This is a genomic window from Pseudomonas sp. MM211 (assembly GCF_020386635.1).
In the GTDB taxonomy this organism is placed as follows: domain Bacteria; phylum Pseudomonadota; class Gammaproteobacteria; order Pseudomonadales; family Pseudomonadaceae; genus Aquipseudomonas.
Map to the genome: position 1 here is coordinate 2,880,013 of NZ_CP081942.1, position 17,981 is coordinate 2,897,993.

The following is a 17,981-nucleotide window of genomic DNA, read 5'->3' on the forward strand; positions in this document are numbered from 1 at the left end:
CGTGCGCCTGCGATTCCCTATGCGTTGTTCCCTCCGGGATTCATTCATTCCTGTTTCGAGTGGAACGACATGTCCCGATATTCCCTGTTCGATGCCCTGTCGGGCAAATCCCTGCGCGTTGGGCTGTTGCCCTGTGCGCTTCTCGCCTTGCCGGCTCAGGCTGCAGAACCAGACGAGCCGATGGCCTTGCCCTCGACGGCGATCACCGGCACTGCCGATGAATCGTCGCCGCCTGATCTGCATACGCCTACCACTTCCGGTTCGCGCCTGGGGCTCACCCCGCTGAAAACGCCAGCGAGCACCAGCAGCCTCAGCGGTGCGCAAGTGCGCGGCCGCAATAACCTCACCGTGCAGGATGCCGTGACCCGCACACCGGGTATCACCACCATTGGTACCCCAGGCAATGGTGGCACCGCGCTGTCGGCGCGCGGCTTTTCCGGGCATGCCTCGACCATGCAGCTGTATGACGGTACCCGCCAGTACATCGGCGCCGGCACCGTGACCTTCCCGGTGGATACCTGGTCGGTAGAGCGTCTCGACGTGCTGCGTGGCCCGGCTTCGGTGCTCTATGGCGAGGGCGCGACCGGTGCGGTGATCAACGTCATCCCGAAGAAGCCCTTTGCTGGTGAGGTCCGCAATCAACTGCGCTTGGGGTATGGCAGCGATGATCGTCGCCAGGCTGCGCTGGACAGCGGTGGCTCGCTGAACGACGCCTTGAGTTACCGTTTCACCCTCAACCAGCAGGCCAGCAACGGCTGGGTCGACCGTGGCGATTCCGAGAGCCTGGCGCTCAGCGCGGCGTTGCGCTGGGATGCCAGTGACGACCTGAGCTTCACCCTGTCCCACGATCATGCCGATCAGCAGCCGATGCGCTACCTGGGCACGCCGCTGGTCGATGGCCGTTTTCGCGAGAGCCTGCGTGAGCGCAACTACAACGTCGCTGACGCCGATATTCAGTACCACGACCAGATCACCCGTCTGGTCACCGACTGGCAGATCAGCGACACCCTCAGTGCCAGCAACCAGCTCTACTACATCAAGACCCAGCGCTACTGGCGCAACGCCGAGGCCTATCGCTGGCAGCCGGGGGATCTGGTCGAGCGTGGTGACTTTTGGCGCATCAAGCACACTCAGGAACAGGTGGGTGATCGTCAGAGCTTCACCCTCGACCATCCACTGTTCGGGCTCGACAGCCGCACCGTCGTCGGTGTCGATTACAACCGCATCCGCTTCGCCCGCCACCACGATTTCGACAACAGCCTTGGTGATGTCGTGCCGCTGGCACAGTCCTACGGCGGCTCGTATCTGAGTGATGATCGCTACCGCCCGCGCGAGCTCAACCAGGCCAGGCAGTTCTCGCTGTTCGCCGAGAACCGTACCCAGCTCACCGAGCGCCTTTCTCTGGTCACCGGTGTGCGCCGTGATCAGGTGCATATCGATCGCACCGCGTTGGACGATGGTGCGCGTGTCGATCGCAGCTTGAGCGGTGATAACTGGCGCGCCGGGCTGGTCTTCGAGCTGACCCCGGAACTGTCGCTCTACGGGCAGTACGCCACCAGCACCGAGGGTGTGAGCAATCTGCTCACGCTGAGCCCGACCCAGCAGCAGTTCGACCTGAGCGAAGCGCGCCAGACCGAGTTCGGCCTCAAGCACGCATTCTGGGAGGGGCGTGGCGAGTGGACGCTGGCGGCCTATCACATCGTCAAGGAGAAACTGCTCAGCCGTGCCACGCCAGCGGCACCTACCGAGCAGATCGGCCAGCAATCTTCCGATGGGCTGGAAGCCACGCTGGAGCTGGCACTGGGTCACGGGTGGCAGGTCTCTGCCAACGCCGCACTGGTGCGTGCCGAGTACGACGACTTCATCGAAGCCGGTGGTGATCGCAGTGGCAATCGCCCGACCGATGTGCCACGCCGTACCGCCAACCTCTGGTTGAGCAAGGCGTTGAACGAGCAGGTGGAGGCCGGTATCGGTGCCCGCTATGTCGACACGCGCTACGCCAATACGGCCAATACCGTAGAGGTTCCTGCTTATACCGTGGTAGACGCCAACGTCGCCTGGCAGGTGTTGCCGGAGGTGCGTCTGGGGTTGGAGTTGAACAACCTGTTCGACCGCCAGTACGCCACCACCAGTAGCAGTGACGGCGAACAATGGTACCTGGGCGAGCCGCGCTCGTTCTTTGTCACGGCTGACTACAGCTTCTAAACACCGGCGCACCGGGTAGCTTGCCGGTGCGCCACAAGCAGGAGTCGGGCATGTCGAGGCTAAGCATCGAAAAGCTGTCATGGGCCGTCGAGAGTCGGCGCAGTGCGCCACGCTGGCTGTTGCAGGATATCGATCTGCATATTGGCGAGGGCGAGTTCGTCGGCCTCATCGGCCCCAACGGCAGTGGCAAGACCAGCCTGTTGCGCTGCGCCTACCGCTCCAGCGAGCCGGCGAGCGGCAGCCTGCATCTCGACGGCGAGAACCTCTGGCGGCAGACCCCGCGCTGGAGTGCGCAACGCATCGCCGTGGTGCTGCAGGAGTTTCCCCAGGAGTTCGGCCTCAGCGTCGCCGATGTGGTCGCCATGGGACGCACGCCGCACCAGGGCCTGTTCGCTGGCGACAGCGCCGAGGACGCCACGCTGGTCGCCCAGGCGCTGCAGCAGGTTGGCCTGACTGAGCAGGCCAGTCAGGCGTTCGCCAACCTTTCCGGCGGCGAGAAACAACGGGTGTTGCTGGCCCGGGCGCTGGTTCAGCAACCCGGCTTGCTGATTCTCGACGAGCCGACCAACCACCTCGACCCGCGTTACCAACTGGAGTTGCTGCAGCATCTGCGCAGCCTTGGCCTGAGTACCCTGGCCAGCTTTCATGACCTGAACTTGGCGGCGGCTTTCTGCGACCGCCTCTATGTCATGGCCGCTGGCCGTCTGGTCGCCAGCGGCACACCTGGCGAGGTGCTGAGCGCCGAGCTGTTGCAGCGCGTATTCGGTGTGCAGGCGTTGGTCGACAGCCATCCGCTGCATGCCTACCCACGGATCACCTGGATTACCCAATGAAGACCTTCAGATACCTTTGCAGCTTGTCGCTGGCGCTGCTCGCGCTGCCGGCAGTTGCCAGCGACTATCCACTCACGGTGCGCAGCTGTGACCGTGACGTGACTTTCGAGCAGGCACCGCAGCGCGTGGTCAGCCACGACATCAACATGACCAGCATGCTGATCACCCTCGGCCTGCGCGAGCGTATGGTCGGCTACACCGGCATCAGCGGCTGGAAAACCCTGGATCCTGCCTTCAAGGATTCGCTCGGCGATGTGCCCGAACTGGCCAGCCGCTATCCCTCCGTAGAGACCTTGCTGGAGGCCGATGCGGATCTGTTCTTCGCCGGCTGGAACTACGGCATGCGGGTCGGTGGCGCGGTCACCCCAACGACCCTGCAGCCCTTCGGAATCGCCGTCTATGAGCTCAGCGAGTCCTGTTCCTGGGTGATGAAACAGCAGGGCGCCAGCCTCGATGACCTGTACCGCGACCTGCTCAACCTTGGGCGAATCTTCGCGGTTCAGCCACGGGCCGAGGCACTGGTCGGGCAGCTGCGCGAGCGCATCGAGGCGGTGCGCACCACTGTCAAACAAACCGGCAGCGCGCCGCGGGTGTTCCTCTACGACAGCGGCGAAGACCGTCCGACCACCTCGGGGCGCATGGGCATGCCCCAGGCACTGATCGAAACGGCAGGCGGGCACAACGTGATGGACGATGTCACGGCCAGCTGGACCCAGGTGAACTGGGAGAGCGTGGTGGAGCGCGACCCCGAGGTGATCGTGATCGTCGACTACGGCCCGCGCTCCTGGCAGCAGAAGCGTGACTTCCTGCTCGGTAACCCGGCATTGCAGGCGGTGACGGCGATCCGCGAGCAGCGTTTCGTGGTGCTGTCCTATCTGGAGGTCACGCCGTCGGTAGAGAACGCCACGGCTATCGAGAAGATTGCCGCCGGCTTGCATCAGCAGGCGGGGAAAAACTGATGCCGATCCGCAGCGCAGCGGCTTATCGGGCGCTGATCATCGGCCTGTGCAGCGCCCTGGCATTCTCTTGCGTGATGGCGCTGGGCTTCGGCCCGGCGGCGGTGCCGTTGGCCAATGTCTGGGGAATCCTCGGTAAGCAACTGGGCCTGGATCTGGGCGCTGAATGGAGCCGCAGCCAGGAGCCTATCGTCTGGCTGATCCGCGCGCCGCGGGTATTGCTCGGCGCGCTGGTCGGCGCCGGGCTGGCCCTGGTTGGCACTGCGCTGCAGGCAGTGACTCGCAACCCGCTGGCCGACCCGCATCTACTCGGCGTCAGTTCCGGCGCAGCACTCGGCGCGGTGCTGGTGGTGCTGTATCTGGGCGAGTTCCTCGGGGTGTTCAGCTTGCCGTTGGCCGCCTTTATTGGCGCTGCGGGCAGCATGCTGCTGGTCTTGGCGGTGGCGCGGCGCAGTGGTCGGCTGGAAAGCGATCGGCTGCTGCTGGCCGGTGTGGCGGTGTCGTTCGTGCTGATGGCGCTGGTCAATCTGCTGCTGTACACCGGCGACCACCACGCGGCGGCGTCGGTGGTGTTCTGGATGCTCGGCGGTCTGGGCGCCGCGCGCTGGGAGGTGATCTGGCTGCCGGCAGTTTGCGTGACGATCGGTTTCGTCGCGCTGCTGGTGCTGTCGCGCGGGCTGAATGCATTGATGAGCGGCGAACAGACCGCGGTGAGTTTGGGCTTCAGCGGCAAGCGGCTGCGCTTGCAGGTATTCGTCTGCACCTCGCTGCTGACCGGCGTGCTGGTTTCGCTGTCCGGCGCCATCGGTTTCGTCGGCCTGATGGTGCCGCACATGGCCCGTGCGCTGGTCGGCGCCGAGCATCGCCGGCTGATTCCGGTCAGCGGCTTGCTGGGCGCGTTGTTTCTGGTCTGGGTGGACGTTGCCGCGCGCACCCTGATCGCCCCGGAAGACCTGCCCATCGGTATCGCCACGGCCGCGCTGGGTGGGCTGTTTTTTATCGTGCTGCTCAAGCGCCGCCATTGAAGGCGGTAAGTGGGCCAGCCAACCCCACTTATCCTCATGCATGAACTTAAGGCCAAGGGGGCTTCTCGGTATCTAGAACAGACACCAGCAACCCACTCGCTCTGGAGATCAGCATGCGCGCATTGACCTATCACGGCAGCAACGACGTTCGCGTCGACAACGTGGCGGATCCCGTCATTCAAGAGCCGGATGACATCATCCTGCGTGTCACCGCCACGGCCATCTGCGGATCGGATCTGCACCTGTATCGCGGCAAGATTCCTCGGGTGAAGCATGGCGACGTATTCGGCCACGAGTTCATGGGCATCGTCGAAGAGGTCGGCAGTGCCGTGACGGCGGTGAGCAAGGGCGACCGGGTGGTGGTGCCTTTCGTGATCGCCTGTGGCAGTTGTTTTTTCTGCGACATGAACCTGCAGGCCGCCTGTGAAACCACCAATACCGGGCGTGGCGCGATCATCAACAAGAAGCAGATCCCGTCAGGCGCGGCGCTGTTCGGCTTCAGCCATCTGTATGGCGGCATCCCCGGCGGGCAGGCCGAGCTGGTGCGGGTGCCGAAAGCCAATGCCGGGCCGTTCAAGATTCCCGACGAGCTCGATGACGAGCGCGTGCTGTTCCTCTCCGACATCCTGCCGACCGGCTACCAGGCGGTGATCAATGCCGGTATCGGCGAAGGCAGTAGCGTGGCCATCTATGGGGCCGGGCCGGTTGGCCTGATGGCCGCGGCGTGTGCGCGGATGCTCGGTGCCAAGCAGATTTTCATGGTCGATCACCACGCTTATCGTCTGGTCTATGCCGAAGCGACCTATGGGGTGATTCCGATCAATTTCGACAAGATCGACGATCCGGCCGAGGCCATCATCGAGCAGACCGAAGGCTATCGCGGCGTCGATGCGGCAATCGACGCGGTTGGTTTCGAAGCCAAGGGCAGCGCCACGGAAACCCTGCTGACCCAGCTCAAGCTGGAAGGCAGCAGCGGCAAGGCCTTGCGCCAATGCATCGCTGCCGTGCGGCGCGGCGGTACGGTGAGTGTGCCGGGCGTATATGCCGGCTTTATTCACGGCTTCCTGTTCGGTGACGCGTTCGACAAGGGGCTGACGTTCAAGATGGGCCAGACCCATGTTCACAGCCTGCTGCCGGATCTGCTGGAGCGTATCCAGAGTGGCATGCTGAAACCCGAAATCATCATCAGCCACCGCCTGAACCTGTCCGAGGCAGCCGAGGGTTACCGGTTGTTCGACAAGAAGGAAGAAGACTGCCGCAAGGTCATTCTTCGGCCGTAGGTGGGTATCAGAAGGAGGGGCAGTGGTGGCCATCGCACGCTGTGTGTGATGGCCACCAATCGACACGGGGTCGCGGGTCTAAAGGCTGAGAGAATCCCTATTCGGCGTTAGATATCCAGCGATACCGACAGATTCAATCCATGTTGAAGTTCGTCGTCGGCGTGTCGGTAGCTGTAACTGCCGCGTAGCGACAGACCGTTGCCCAGGCTATGACTGAGGCCGAAGTGGCCACGTAGGCTGCGGTCATCCGGGCGATGGCCAGGTAACTGGAAATCGATCCCCGGCAAGCTGTTCAGCGACATGCGCAGATCAGTGGCGTCATCCTCGTACTCGCGTTCCACCGCCAGCTCGCCGAACACGCGAGTCTGTGGGCTCAAGTCGTAGAGCCCCTGCAGACCAGCGCCCAGGCGCTTGGACTTGCGAGTCTGGTCGTCGAAGCCCAGTGCAGTCGAGCGCTGGCCTTTCTCGGCATAGCCATCCACATCGATATGTACGTAGTCGGCGCTGATGAAGGGGCTCAGGTGCCATTGGCTGCCTGGCTGGGCGATGTCATAACCGAAACGGCCGCTGGCGGCCCAAAGTGTGCCGTCGGTATCTCCCTTCTCCGAATTGGTGGCCGGGCCAGCGGCAAACTTGCGCTTCAGGTCATCATATTCCAGTCGCCCGGTGCTGGCGGAAAGGTCGCCCCACCAGCGGTTTTTCTGGTACTGAGCGAAGGCCGTACCGATGTAGCTACGCAAGTTGTAGTCGGAATCCGCTGCGCCGGCCTCGAGATTCTGTTCGTGGAGCCCGGCCGCCAGGCCAACGCGCCAGGCGTCGTCGAGGCGATAGCTGGCGCCGAGGTTTAGGCTGTAACCATTGCCATCGGAATTACCATCGTGACGGTCATATTCCAGCCGTTGGCCGCCTCCGTTGACGAAGACTCGCCACTGACCGACGTCCTGCCAGGCCTCCCAATCAGCCAGCCATTGAGCACGCAACTGATCCTGATGGCCGCGCAGCGTGCCCAGGGCCATTTCCGGCAACAAGGTGATTTCCGATGGAGCAGAGAGCAGCGAGTAGGCGTAGTCGGCGATCAGGCGCTGACCAGCAATCGTCGGGTGAACGCCGTCGTTGAACAACAACTTCGTCGGATCCGGTGTACTGCCATTCAGTCCGTAAATGGGATTGGGGTTGCTGCAACCGGCGAAGCAGGTGCCGATTACCGTGGCGCGATCAGCGACCAGACCGTAGCGGCCAGGGTCGCTGACGATCTCGGAGAGGTTGAGCGGGATATTCAGCGGAATCACGTTGGCATCCAGCGTCGCCAGTTGACTGACCAGCTCAGCGTTGAAAGCGCCCCCTAGCGCACTCACCTGGCCCTGCAGGGGAGTGCCGAAAAAGTTCGGTGTCAGCCCGAGATCCGGCAGTACCCATACCATGATGTAACGCGCCCCCGCCTGTTGTAGCGCCTCGGCGCTATCCACCAGACGCCCCGCTGCAGCCTGGGCACTGGCCCCATCGACTACCTGGCCCTGTAGGAAGTCGTTGCCGCCGCCCGTCAGGTAGTACAACGCGTTGGGGTCGGCTCGACCGCCAGTGGACTGCAGATAACCGCCAGGCCCGCTGATGGCATTGAGGATCTGATCGGTCCGGTAGCCGCCGACCGCCCAGTTGTTGCCACCGTCCACGGTGTTGGCCGAGCCCAAGCCGGGGCCTGACAAGCCAAGTGCATCGCCGAGTAGCATGGGCGATACCTGGCCGTAGATTTCGCCGCTGCCATCCTGGTAGGTCGGGCCGGTGCGATTGGTGAAGCGAGTTGTCGCGCCTGCCGGGCCATTGGGATCTGCAAACCACCCTGCATCGGCAAGGCTGTCACCAAATACGTACAGAGCGCTATACGGCGCGGCAGAGAGGGAAGATGCGCCGGCCAGCAGACAGGCAGCCGCCAGTGGGGTCAATAAGCGTTTCATGGCGAGTCCTTTTATTATTGGAGTGAACCGCTCGACAAATGTAGCCACTGTTCGCCTGAATAGCTCCCGAAGCACGTGGCTTTTCATCGTGCGATTGCTTCGCTGATGGCCTGCCGGCCGACCATTCATCCCCATTCTCGAACCGATCCCTGGACAAACGTCTCCATATCTCACGCGCAACTGCAGATATGCGCGGTCTTGGTCTTGGTGCTGATGTTCGGCAGGCCAGTAGTGAACTCACGCAAGCGCTGGAAACGTTCCAGGGTTTGCGTCTTTTGAATGCGCAATATCGTGGTAACCGCTGTGTCCAGAATCATCTCTTCCGCTGATCCAACCCCGGAAGCCGAAGTAAGCGAAACAACCGAAGTATCCGATTCCCTGATGTTCGGAACGCCCAAGGAGCGTCTGGACTTCTACCGCCGGGAAATTCAGTACGAAACCAACCTGCTGGCCGATCGAACCAACGCCTACCTGGCTGCGCAATCCTTTCTGGTGATCGCCTATGCGTCTTCCATGGCCAATTCGAATCCGTCTTGGGGCGATCTGTTCACTCTGGTGGTGCCGACCATGCTGGCGCTGCTGGGGATCGTCAGTTCGTTGAATGCCTGGCCTGGCATCAGGGCTTCGTCGGCGATCATTGGCCACTGGCATTTCAAACAACAGCAGCTGTTGCACAGCGAGCCGAAGTTCGGCCATGCCTACGACGAGTCGCCGCTGTTCAGTGAACATGAGTCCAGCGAAGAGCGTTACTACAAATCCCTGAGGTTCTCGCTGCGTTCACCCTGGCTGTTCACCGTCTTCTGGGCGGCGCTAGGCCTGTTCTCGCTGTGGCTGCAGTTGTCGTCCACGGCCAAACTGTGAAGGCTTGCAGTGCCCGGTAACACTCATTTGCCTGCACCCCCTGGCTGGCTTGCGGTCATTAGCTCGAGGAAAGCGCACGGACTCGCCGTGCGCTGACACTGGAGGAGGGCACCGCACCGTGAAACGCACCTGGATCGCCAGTGCCGTCGCCATCGTGCTGCTGCTTGCCGCGTTGCCACTGTCGTATCAGCTGTGGCCAGCCCGCACTCCGGTAGCCGCCGCGATTGGCGAGGGCGCTCGGGTTGGTGGGCCTTTCCAGTTGCAGGATCAGCACGGCCAGGCTGTCAGCGAGCAAACCTTCAGTGGCCAGTGGCTGCTGGTGTTCTTCGGCTTCACCCGTTGTGCGGATATCTGCCCGACCACCCTGGTGCACATGGCCAGGGTGCTCGATGGCCTCGGTGAACAAGCCAATCAGGTTCAGCCACTGTTTATCAGTCTCGACCCCGAGCGCGACACGCCGGAGGTGCTGACGGCTTACACCTCGTTCTTCGATGAACGCATCCTTGGCTTGACCGGCAGTGCCGAGCAGATCCGCCAGGTCGCCGATGCCTACAGCGTGTACTTCGAGAAGGTGCCGATGGGCGATACCTACATGCTCGATCACACCGGCTCGATCTACCTGATGGCGCCGGACGGTGAGCTCGCCGAGTTGTTCTCCCAGCGAATGCCTACAGAGGTGATGGTGCAGGAAATTTCCAGCGCCATCGGCCAGCGCTAAGTGGCTGCCAACATGCATGAGCATGCGAAGCGACGCACGCGCAACTGGCCACTGCTGCTCGGTTTCGTGGTGCTGGCCGCCTGCTGGCTGGGGCCGCTACCGGCCATGAGCCGCACGGCATTTTCCGCCCATATGTTGCTGCACCTCGGGGTCGTGGCGCTGGCTGCACCGCTACTGGCCATCGGCCTGGCGCGCTCGGGGCTGCGCGTGGACAACCTTCGCCATATCGGTACCTGGACCTTTCTGGTGTTCTTCGCCGAGATGCTGGTGGTGTGGGGCTGGCACGCGCCGCTATTGCACGAAGCGGCGGCCCTCAATGTGTGGGCATTCGTCGCCCAGCAGGCGAGCTTCCTGGCTGTGGGGTTGGGTGTCTGGTTATTGGGTTTCGCCAGCCAGTCGCGGCGTGGTGTGGCCGCGGCGATGTTCGGCTTCTTTCTGACCTTCGCGCACATGACCATGCTTGGTGTAATGCTGATCATGGCGCCCAAACTGATCTATCCCGCCGAGCTGTGCCTGGGCGCGTTCGGTTTCGAGCAACTGGACGATCAGCGTTTTGGCGGCATCCTGATGGCCGCCTGGAGTGGCGTGGTTTATTTGGGCGGTGCGGTGGCGCTGGGCGCGCGCTTGCTGTCGACGGCGGGCGATGACAGGGTCTAGATGAAAAAAAGCCACCGCCAGTAGTCGCCTGGCGGTGGCTCTTGATGGCGCAACTTACAGTTTGAAGTTGCCCACCAGCTCGTCGAGCTGCTTGGACAGACTCTGCAGATTGATGCTGGACTGATTCAACTGATCGGCGATCACCGTGGTTTCCTGGGTGAACTGGTTGATCTGCTCGACGTTGCGGTTGATCTCTTCGACCACGCAAGACTGCTCTTCAGTGGCGGTGGCGACCTGAATGTTCTGATCGCTGATCTGGCTGATATGCCCGTTGATCTGCGCAAGAGCTTCGGACGCCTTGGCGGCGTACTCGACCACTCGCTCGCTCTGCTGATGCCCTTTGGTCATGGCCTCGACGGCCGAGCGCGATTCGCTCTGCAAGCGGTCGATGACCTTCTGGATTTCCTCGGTGGAGGCACCCGAGCGGCTGGCCAGGGTACGCACCTCATCAGCGACCACGGCGAAGCCGCGGCCTTGCTCGCCAGCACGGGCAGCTTCGATGGCGGCGTTGAGGGCCAGCAAGTTGGTTTGCTCGGAAATGCTGCGGATGGTGCCCAGGGTGGAGCTGATCGCGTCTATCTGCCCGGCCAGCGCGCCTACTACCTTGGAGGCCTGCTCCAGTTCGCCGCTGAGTGCATCGATCTGCCGGTTGGCCTGATCCACCACCTCACGCCCGCCATTGGCATGCTCGGTCGCTTCGCGCGCTACGCGGGCCGCATTCTCGGCGTTGCCGGCGATTTCGTTGACCGTCGAACCCAGCTCGTGGATGGCGGTGGCCACCTGCACCGTACGGTCGCTCTGGGCCGTGCAGTTGCTTTGCGTCAGTTGCGCGCGTTCGGCCACTTCGCGAGCCATGTTGGACAGCTCCCGCGAGTTGCCGGCCAGTTGCTGCATGATGCCGTGAACCCTGGCCAGAAAGCGGTTGAAGCTCTGCGCGATGTCGCTCAGCTCGTCGCTGCCACTCAGCTCGATACGCGCGTTCAGCGCCAGGTTGTCGGCGGCGTTGCCCAGGCTGCTCTGCAGGATGGACACCCGGCGGCGCAGGTTGGCGACAATCAGCCAGGAGGCGATGAACGACACCAGCAGGCCGAGCACGATGATCGTCAGCTGCTGGACGCGGCCTTGCTCATAGTTGTTGGTGCTGCGCTGGTTCTGCTGTTCGGCCTGCTGCAGCAGGGCATCGAGCAGCTCGTTGGCACCCAGGCGCATGGCGCCGTAGCTCTTTGCGTATTGGTCACGATAAATCTGCTGGGCCCTGGCCATGTCGCCGCCATCAAGGGCTTGCAGCATGGGCGTGAGCTCACCGCTGAGCATGGTCTCGAACTGATCGAGCAGCCGCTGCGCCTGGGCCCTGCGCTCAGGGTTCACCTGTGCCTCGACCGCATTGCGCATAGCCGTGCGCATGCCGGGGATGTCCTCGTTGAGGGCCTCCTGCACTCGGGTCTTGACCCCACGCTCGTCACGCAGCGCAGTGTCCTGCAGCAGCATCATGTCGATGCCCACACGCATGCGCGGAATCCGCGAGGCGGCTTCGGCCATCGCGCGCATAGGGGCTGAGGTATTGAGGTAAAGCGCGCTGGCCTCTTTCTGCATGTTGGACATGCTATTGAGGCTGGTCACGGCGACCAGAATCAGAGCGATGCAGGGAATGGCGACTGCGATGATCAGGCGGGCTTTGAGTGTCAGTGTGTCGAGGCGCATGGGTGTTGTTCCATGTCATTGGAGTGGCGCCAGTATACGGGCACTAATGATTTCATGCTGCCATGACATACCTACCGTTCGGCGGGCCGCCGAACACCCGCAATGGCCCAGCCAGAGCCTGTCAGTACTGCCTTGGTAGCCTTGCTCGAAAAGGATTGCGGAGCGATTCTCAGTGCACCAGGCAATGATGTCATTCTGCGCCTATTTACCCCTTCTTTATGGGGATGATTTGCTCGTACTATGCGTGGCGTAAAACTATCTCCAACTATCCCGAACCCCTCCTGTCACTGTCTAACAGCGGTAAGTTCGGCATCGATCCGTATTCGTTCAGGAGTTAATGGCACATGGCAGCACTGCAGATCGGCACCATCGAGGCTATCAAGAACAATCAGGCACAACTGCTCAATGAGTGGGCCAGGGGCCTGGAGGCGAGCGGTTCGACTCGCAACCTCAAGGAGCAGGATCTGCAGCAGCAGACCGCGGAGTTTCTGCAACTGACCATCGCCGGGCTCGAAAACGCTGGTGGTACCAACATCGCCGCCGCCAGCTGGGAAGACGTGCGCCAGTTCCTGGAACGCCTGTCGTCCAGCCGCGCATTGCTCGGCCATGACTCCCACCAGGCCGCCAGCTTCATCTTCGCCCTCAAGGGCCCGCTGTTCGCCTTGCTGCAGCGCCAGTACCGTGACCAGCCCGAAGAGCTCGCTCAGCAGCAGTGGGAAGTCTCCGAGCTGTTCGACAACCTGGGTTTGCATACCATCCGCACCTTCCAGAAATCCCGCGAGTCGGTGATCAAGCGTCAGCAGGAAGAGTTGCTGGAGCTGTCCACGCCGGTGGTCAAACTGTGGGATGGCGTTCTGGCGCTGCCGATGATCGGCACCCTGGATTCGCAACGCACCCAGGTGGTGATGGAGTCTCTGCTGCAACGTATCGTCGACACCGGCTCGGAAATCGCCATCATCGACATCACCGGCGTGCCGACCGTCGATACCCTGGTCGCTCAGCATCTGCTCAAGACAGTCACCGCGATTCGCCTGATGGGCGCTGACTGCATCATCAGCGGCGTACGTCCGCAGATCGCGCAGACCATCGTGCACCTGGGCCTCGACCTACAGGGCGTAGTGACCAAGGCCAACCTGGCCGATGCGCTGAAGCTGGCCCTGAGCCGCCTGGGCGTCAGCCTCAGCAAAGCGGTCTGAGGCCATGGAACGCATTCCGATTTTGCGGATGGGCGAGTTCCTGCTGGTGACCATTCAGGTCGACATGCATGACCAGCTTGCCCTGACCCTGCAGGACGATCTCTCCGAACTGATCAGCAAGACATCGGCCCGTGGCGTGCTGATCGACATCTCCGCGCTGGACATGGTCGATTCGTTTATCGGTCGAATGATCGGCACCATCTCCGGGCTGTCGAAGATCATGGATGCCGAAACCATGCTGGTCGGCATGCAGCCTGCGGTGGCGATCACCTTGGTGGAACTGGGCATGACCTTGCCGGGCGTGAGCACCGCGCTGAACGTTGATCGTGGGATGAAGTTGCTGCGGGAACGAGTAGCTCAACAATGATCGTACGCAGCAGCGGTACCCAACCGATCAACATCGAGCAGGACGTGGTATTGGCGCGCCAGACCGCACGCAAGCTGGCCACCGAGTGCGGCATGCGCTTGATCGACCTGACCAAGCTGGTCACGGCGGTCAGCGAGCTGGCGCGTAACACCATGGTCTATGGCGGCGGCGGTGACATGGATTGGCAGGTGCTCGAAGACAGCGCCCGGGTTGGCCTGCGCCTGACCTTTCGCGACGAAGGCCCCGGCATTCCCGACCTGAAGCTCGCGATGACCGATGGCTGGACGTCCGGTAACGGCCTTGGTCTCGGCCTGACCGGCGCCAAGCGTCTGGTCGACGAATTCGAACTGGACACCGCACCCGGTGAAGGCACGCGAATCACGATCACCCGATGGACATGACTATCAGCGGCAGCCTGACCCAGGTTCTGCCCATCGACGACAACAGCCAGGTGGGTCATGCCCGGCGCACCGCGCAGAAACTGGCCGAGCAGCAGGGCTTCGATGAAACCGATGCCGGCCGTGTCGCCCTGGTGACCACCGAGCTGGCGAGCAACCTGCTCAAGCATGCCGGACACGGTGAGCTGCATTTGCGGGTGGTACCACGCCCGAGCGGCGCTGGCATCGAGGTGCTCGCCGTGGATCGTGGCCAGGGCTTCGACCTGAACGCCTGTCTGGCTGATGGCTATTCCACCGGCGGCACCCAAGGCATCGGGCTTGGCGCGGTCTCACGGCAGGCAGAGGTGTTCGACGTGTACGCCGATGCGCGCGGTGCGGTGCTGCTGGCACGCTTCTATTCACGCACGGACAAACGGCCGGACTGGCGCTTCGGCGTCAGCCAGCATTCGCTCCACGACGACCCGGCCTGCGGTGACGTCTGGCACCTGGCTGCCCAGGACGGCGCCATCAGCGCCCTGGTCATCGACGGGCTTGGCCACGGTGAAGAAGCCGAGCGCGCCGCGCTGGCTGGAGAGCGTGCCTTCGCGCTGGCGCCGTTCAGCGATTCGGTCATGCTGCTCGAAGAGCTCCACCACGCCATGAACGGCACACGTGGCGGTGCGGTGGCCATCGCCCAGGCACGGCTCGACAACGGCACCTTGCGCTTTGTCGGTGTCGGCAATATCAGCGCCACGCTGATCAGCATCGAGAAGTCCCGTGGGCTGGCATCGCACCCAGGCATCGTCGGTGGCCAATACCGCAAGGCCCGTCCTTTCGATTTTGACGAGATCAACGGCCAGCTATTGATTCTGCACAGCGACGGCCTGCAGTCGCGCTGGAACCTGAAAGACTATCCCGGTCTGGTGCATTGCCATCCTGCCGTGATCGCCGCTGTGCTGCACCGAGATTTCTGCCGCGGCCGTGACGATGTCACCGTCGTGGTCATTGCCCTGGAGGCTGCTCATGGTTGAGCCCACTGACCTTACCCACGCCGAGCAGGCCGCTCTGATTGCCCGCTTGCAAGGCGAAAGCGCTGCGCTGCGCGAAGAGCTCGATGAAACCAACCAGGGTGTGCTCGCTCTGTATGCCGAACTCGACAACCAGGCCGACGAGTTGCGCCAGGCATCGGACTTGAAGAGCCGCTTTCTGTCTTACATGAGCCACGAATTCCGTACGCCGCTGGGCTCGATCCTGAGCATCACCAGCTTGCTCACCGACGAGCTGGACGGTCCGTTGAGCGCTGAGCAGCACCGCCAGGTGGCATTCGTCAGCACGGCGGCGCGCGAGCTCAGCGACATGGTCGACGACCTGCTCGACCTGGCCAAGATCGAGGCCGGGCGCATCAGCATTTCGCCAGCCTGGTTCGATATGTTCGACCTGTTCTCGGCGCTACGCGGCATGTTCCGGCCAATCGTCGATGCCAGCGCCGTGGATCTGATTTTCGAGGAGCCGGTGGGCTTGCCGCGGCTGTTCACCGACGACAAGAAGCTGGCGCAGATTCTGCGTAACTTCATCGCCAATTCACTGAAGTTCACCACCCGCGGCGAAGTGCGGGTATCCGCTCGCCTGGAGGGCACCGACCGGGTGCGCTTCGCGGTCAGCGACACCGGTATCGGCATCGCGCCCGAGCTGCACGGCACCTTGTTTGAAGACTTCTCTCAGGTCGACTCACCGCTGCAGAAACGCCTGCGCGGCACCGGCCTGGGGCTTTCCCTGTGCAAACGCTTTGCGGCATTGCTCGGTGGTGAGGTCGGTGTGCAAAGCGAGCCGGGCGTCGGGTCGGTGTTCTTCGTGATCATCCCGTTGGCGATTGCCCAGGAAGCCCCCGATGAAGCCTGATCTGCGCTTGCTGATCGTCGATGACAATGTTGCTACCCGCTATGCCTTGCGCAGGCGCCTTGAGCAGCATGGTTATCGGGTGCTGGAGGCCGGCACCGGCAGCGACGGGCTGGAGCTGATCCGCAACGAGTCGCCGGACGCGCTGATTCTCGACGTCAACCTGCCGGACATGAGTGGCTTCGATATCGTCCGCATTCTGCGCGCCGAACCAGGTACGGCGCTGCTGCCGGTGATCCACGTGTCGGCGGCGTCGATCCAGACAGGCGACATCATCACCGGCCTCGAGGCCGGTGCCGATGCCTATCTGGTGCACCCTGTAGACCCTGACGTACTGCTGGCGACCCTGCGCACGCTGTTGCGGGTACGTGATACCGAACACGCGTTGCGGGAAAGCGAAGCGCGTTTTCGAGAGATTTTCGCCAACGTCTCGGCGCCGATTGCCGTGCTCGATTCGAGCTTCAAGATCCACGAGTGCAACCATGCCTTTGCTCAACTGACCCAGGATAACCACGATACCCAGGCGTTGAGCGAGTGCTTTACCGCTGACCAGAGTGAGCTGCTCGATGAGTTGCGCCTGCGCTTGAAAGCCGGTGAGCGCTGGAAAGGCTCGTTGAACATGCAAGTAAAGGGCGAAACCCGGGAAACCGAGTGGCAGGTGTCACCGTACCGCACCCCGGAACTGAGTTTGGTGTTCGTCGAAGACGTCACCGAGCACCGTCGCCGCGAGCGCCTGCACCTGGCGCAACTGGACGACGCCACCAGCAGGCTGGCCCGCGAAGTTGCCGAACGCGCCCGCACCGAAGCACAGTTGCTGCAGGTGCAGAAGATGGAAGCGCTGGGCAACCTCACCGGTGGTATCGCCCACGACTTCAACAACATGCTCACCGGCATCATCACCAGCCTGGAGCTGATTCAGAAAAGGGTTGCTGAACAACGTCTCGACCGTGTGCAGCTGTATACCGAGGCTGCGCTGAGCTCGGCGATGAGTGCGGCTGCGCTGACTCATCGGTTGCTCGCGTTCGCCCGCAAGCAGCCCCTCGACAACCGCGCCGTCGACGTAAACGAACGTGTGCGCTCGCTGGAAGAGCTGCTGGTGCGCACCATCGGCGAACAGATCACCTTGACCCTGGAACTGACCGGCAAACCGGCCATCGCCCTGGTCGACCCCAGCCAGCTGGAAAACGCCGTGCTCAACCTGGTGATCAACGCCCGGGATGCGCTGCCTCATGGCGGCAATATTTGGGTCAGCACTTACACCGCCCACTCCAGCGGCGATCCAAACCTGGCTGACGGCATCTACATCGCGCTATCGGTACGCGACGATGGCAGTGGTATCGACCACGCGCTAATCGACAAGGTCTTCGATCCCTTCTTCACCACCAAACCGGTGGGGCAGGGCACTGGCCTTGGGCTGTCGACCATCTACGGTTTCGCTCGCCAGTCCGGCGGCAACGCAAGCATTCGCAGCGCGACCCGGCGTGGTACGGAAGTCACCATCATGCTGCCTGCCAGTAGCGAGCCGGTCGTCATCGAGAACGATGCTGAACAGATTGAGCAGCGCGGCGCTGGCGAGCATGTACTGATCGTCGAAGACGTGGCCACGGTGCGGGCCTTCGTCTGCGAAGTGCTGGAGGAGGCCGGTTACCGCTGCACTCAAGCCGAAGACGTGGAGACTGCGTTGGCCCATTTGCAGAGCGATGCGGTCATCGACCTGCTGCTGACCGACGTCGGGCTGCCGCGCATGAACGGTCGCGAACTGGCCGAAGCGGCGCGCAAGCTGCGCCCTGCATTATCGATTCTGTTCATGACCGGCTATGCCGAGAACGCCATCAATCGCCAGGTGTTCCTCGACAGCGGCATGGAGCTGCTGACGAAGCCGTTCAAGATGAGCGAGCTGCTCGACAAGGTGCGTCGCTCGCTTCCCGACAGTTGACCACCCGCCTGCAAGCATGAT

17 protein-coding genes and 1 pseudogene are annotated in these 17,981 nt (G+C 62.6%); 14 read left to right on the forward strand and 4 right to left on the reverse strand.

What is annotated here, in order from left to right; translation table 11 throughout:
• Positions 1–69: 69 nt before the first annotated feature.
• From K5Q02_RS13155 to K5Q02_RS13175, 5 genes are all read left to right on the forward strand, one after another.
• On the forward strand, positions 70–2,205 hold the full coding sequence (locus K5Q02_RS13155; protein ID WP_225831150.1) for a TonB-dependent receptor: 2,136 nt from the start codon (positions 70–72) through the stop codon (positions 2,203–2,205).
• Between the two features lie 50 nt (positions 2,206–2,255).
• Entirely contained in the window at positions 2,256–3,038 is a 783-nt protein-coding gene (locus K5Q02_RS13160) for an ABC transporter ATP-binding protein (RefSeq protein WP_225831152.1), read from the forward strand.
• Positions 3,035–3,997 carry an ABC transporter substrate-binding protein gene (locus tag K5Q02_RS13165; protein ID WP_225831154.1) on the forward strand — a complete coding sequence of 321 codons (963 nt, stop codon included), beginning with the start codon at positions 3,035–3,037 and terminating at the stop codon, positions 3,995–3,997. Before K5Q02_RS13160 ends, K5Q02_RS13165 begins: the two co-directional genes overlap by 4 nt.
• Positions 3,997–5,019, forward strand: a complete 1,023-nt coding sequence (locus tag K5Q02_RS13170) for a FecCD family ABC transporter permease (protein ID WP_225831157.1) — start codon at positions 3,997–3,999, stop codon at positions 5,017–5,019. Before K5Q02_RS13165 ends, K5Q02_RS13170 begins: the two co-directional genes overlap by 1 nt.
• Positions 5,020–5,132: 113 nt before the next feature.
• The gene (locus tag K5Q02_RS13175) at positions 5,133–6,299 is read left to right on the forward strand and encodes a zinc-dependent alcohol dehydrogenase (RefSeq protein ID WP_225831159.1); all 1,167 of its coding nucleotides are present in this window, start codon (positions 5,133–5,135) and stop codon (positions 6,297–6,299) included.
• Between the two features lie 107 nt (positions 6,300–6,406).
• Here the strand turns inward: K5Q02_RS13175 and estP are convergent, their stop codons facing one another.
• Entirely contained in the window at positions 6,407–8,251 is a 1,845-nt protein-coding gene (estP, locus tag K5Q02_RS13180) for an esterase EstP (protein ID WP_225831162.1), read from the reverse strand.
• A 170-nt stretch (positions 8,252–8,421) separates the two neighbouring features.
• Positions 8,422–8,568, reverse strand: a complete 147-nt coding sequence (locus K5Q02_RS13185; protein ID WP_225831163.1) for a hypothetical protein — start codon at positions 8,566–8,568, stop codon at positions 8,422–8,424.
• Between K5Q02_RS13185 and K5Q02_RS13190 the strand changes: the two genes are divergently transcribed.
• From K5Q02_RS13190 to K5Q02_RS13200, 3 genes are all read left to right on the forward strand, one after another.
• The gene (locus tag K5Q02_RS13190; protein ID WP_225831165.1) at positions 8,555–9,112 is read left to right on the forward strand and encodes a RipA family octameric membrane protein; all 558 of its coding nucleotides are present in this window, start codon (positions 8,555–8,557) and stop codon (positions 9,110–9,112) included. The genes K5Q02_RS13185 and K5Q02_RS13190 overlap by 14 nt on opposite strands.
• Before the next feature lie 118 nt (positions 9,113–9,230).
• Positions 9,231–9,830, forward strand: a complete 600-nt coding sequence (locus K5Q02_RS13195) for an SCO family protein (protein WP_225831167.1) — start codon at positions 9,231–9,233, stop codon at positions 9,828–9,830.
• Between the two features lie 12 nt (positions 9,831–9,842).
• On the forward strand, positions 9,843–10,487 hold the full coding sequence (locus tag K5Q02_RS13200; RefSeq protein WP_225831188.1) for a cytochrome c oxidase assembly protein: 645 nt from the start codon (positions 9,843–9,845) through the stop codon (positions 10,485–10,487).
• 54 nt (positions 10,488–10,541) lie between these two features.
• On the opposite strand, the gene K5Q02_RS24595 is transcribed toward K5Q02_RS13200, so the two are convergent.
• Entirely contained in the window at positions 10,542–11,381 is an 840-nt protein-coding gene (locus K5Q02_RS24595; protein ID WP_442964003.1) for a methyl-accepting chemotaxis protein, read from the reverse strand.
• 54 nt (positions 11,382–11,435) lie between these two features.
• Positions 11,436–12,188, reverse strand: a pseudogene (locus K5Q02_RS24600) (MCP four helix bundle domain-containing protein); the annotation flags it as partial.
• A gap of 344 nt (positions 12,189–12,532) precedes the next feature.
• On the opposite strand from K5Q02_RS24600, the gene K5Q02_RS13210 reads away from it, so the two are divergent.
• Genes K5Q02_RS13210 through K5Q02_RS13235 form a run of 6 tightly spaced genes read left to right on the forward strand, consistent with a single transcriptional unit; the run spans position 12,533 to position 17,960 of the window.
• The gene (locus K5Q02_RS13210) at positions 12,533–13,384 is read left to right on the forward strand and encodes an STAS domain-containing protein (RefSeq protein ID WP_225831192.1); all 852 of its coding nucleotides are present in this window, start codon (positions 12,533–12,535) and stop codon (positions 13,382–13,384) included.
• Between the two features lie 4 nt (positions 13,385–13,388).
• Positions 13,389–13,751 (forward strand): STAS domain-containing protein, encoded by a 363-nt coding sequence (locus tag K5Q02_RS13215; protein ID WP_225831194.1) that lies wholly within the window; start codon positions 13,389–13,391, stop codon positions 13,749–13,751.
• Positions 13,748–14,152: an anti-sigma regulatory factor gene (locus K5Q02_RS13220; RefSeq protein ID WP_225831196.1), complete on the forward strand. Its 405-nt coding sequence runs from the start codon at positions 13,748–13,750 to the stop codon at positions 14,150–14,152. Before K5Q02_RS13215 ends, K5Q02_RS13220 begins: the two co-directional genes overlap by 4 nt.
• Positions 14,149–15,159, forward strand: coding sequence for an ATP-binding protein (locus K5Q02_RS13225; protein WP_225839680.1), 1,011 nt, complete (start codon positions 14,149–14,151; stop codon positions 15,157–15,159). Before K5Q02_RS13220 ends, K5Q02_RS13225 begins: the two co-directional genes overlap by 4 nt.
• Positions 15,152–16,027 carry a sensor histidine kinase gene (locus K5Q02_RS13230; protein WP_225831198.1) on the forward strand — a complete coding sequence of 292 codons (876 nt, stop codon included), beginning with the start codon at positions 15,152–15,154 and terminating at the stop codon, positions 16,025–16,027. The genes K5Q02_RS13225 and K5Q02_RS13230 overlap by 8 nt, the downstream gene beginning before the upstream one ends.
• Positions 16,017–17,960, forward strand: coding sequence for a response regulator (locus tag K5Q02_RS13235; RefSeq protein ID WP_225831200.1), 1,944 nt, complete (start codon positions 16,017–16,019; stop codon positions 17,958–17,960). Before K5Q02_RS13230 ends, K5Q02_RS13235 begins: the two co-directional genes overlap by 11 nt.
• Positions 17,961–17,981: the final 21 nt, after the last annotated feature.

Coding starts and splice junctions, on each gene's coding strand:
- K5Q02_RS13155 (WP_225831150.1), top strand. CDS start 70: ATGTCCCGATATTCCCTGTTCGATGCCCTGTCGGGCAAATCCCTGCGC.
- K5Q02_RS13160 (WP_225831152.1), top strand. CDS start 2,256: ATGTCGAGGCTAAGCATCGAAAAGCTGTCATGGGCCGTCGAGAGTCGG.
- K5Q02_RS13165 (WP_225831154.1), top strand. CDS start 3,035: ATGAAGACCTTCAGATACCTTTGCAGCTTGTCGCTGGCGCTGCTCGCG.
- K5Q02_RS13170 (WP_225831157.1), top strand. CDS start 3,997: ATGCCGATCCGCAGCGCAGCGGCTTATCGGGCGCTGATCATCGGCCTG.
- K5Q02_RS13175 (WP_225831159.1), top strand. CDS start 5,133: ATGCGCGCATTGACCTATCACGGCAGCAACGACGTTCGCGTCGACAAC.
- estP (WP_225831162.1), bottom strand. CDS start 8,251: ATGAAACGCTTATTGACCCCACTGGCGGCTGCCTGTCTGCTGGCCGGC.
- K5Q02_RS13185 (WP_225831163.1), bottom strand. CDS start 8,568: ATGATTCTGGACACAGCGGTTACCACGATATTGCGCATTCAAAAGACG.
- K5Q02_RS13200 (WP_225831188.1), top strand. CDS start 9,843: ATGCATGAGCATGCGAAGCGACGCACGCGCAACTGGCCACTGCTGCTC.
- K5Q02_RS24595 (WP_442964003.1), bottom strand. CDS start 11,381: ATGCAGCAACTGGCCGGCAACTCGCGGGAGCTGTCCAACATGGCTCGC.
- K5Q02_RS13210 (WP_225831192.1), top strand. CDS start 12,533: ATGGCAGCACTGCAGATCGGCACCATCGAGGCTATCAAGAACAATCAG.
- K5Q02_RS13215 (WP_225831194.1), top strand. CDS start 13,389: ATGGAACGCATTCCGATTTTGCGGATGGGCGAGTTCCTGCTGGTGACC.
- K5Q02_RS13220 (WP_225831196.1), top strand. CDS start 13,748: ATGATCGTACGCAGCAGCGGTACCCAACCGATCAACATCGAGCAGGAC.
- K5Q02_RS13225 (WP_225839680.1), top strand. CDS start 14,149: ATGACTATCAGCGGCAGCCTGACCCAGGTTCTGCCCATCGACGACAAC.
- K5Q02_RS13230 (WP_225831198.1), top strand. CDS start 15,152: ATGGTTGAGCCCACTGACCTTACCCACGCCGAGCAGGCCGCTCTGATT.
- K5Q02_RS13235 (WP_225831200.1), top strand. CDS start 16,017: ATGAAGCCTGATCTGCGCTTGCTGATCGTCGATGACAATGTTGCTACC.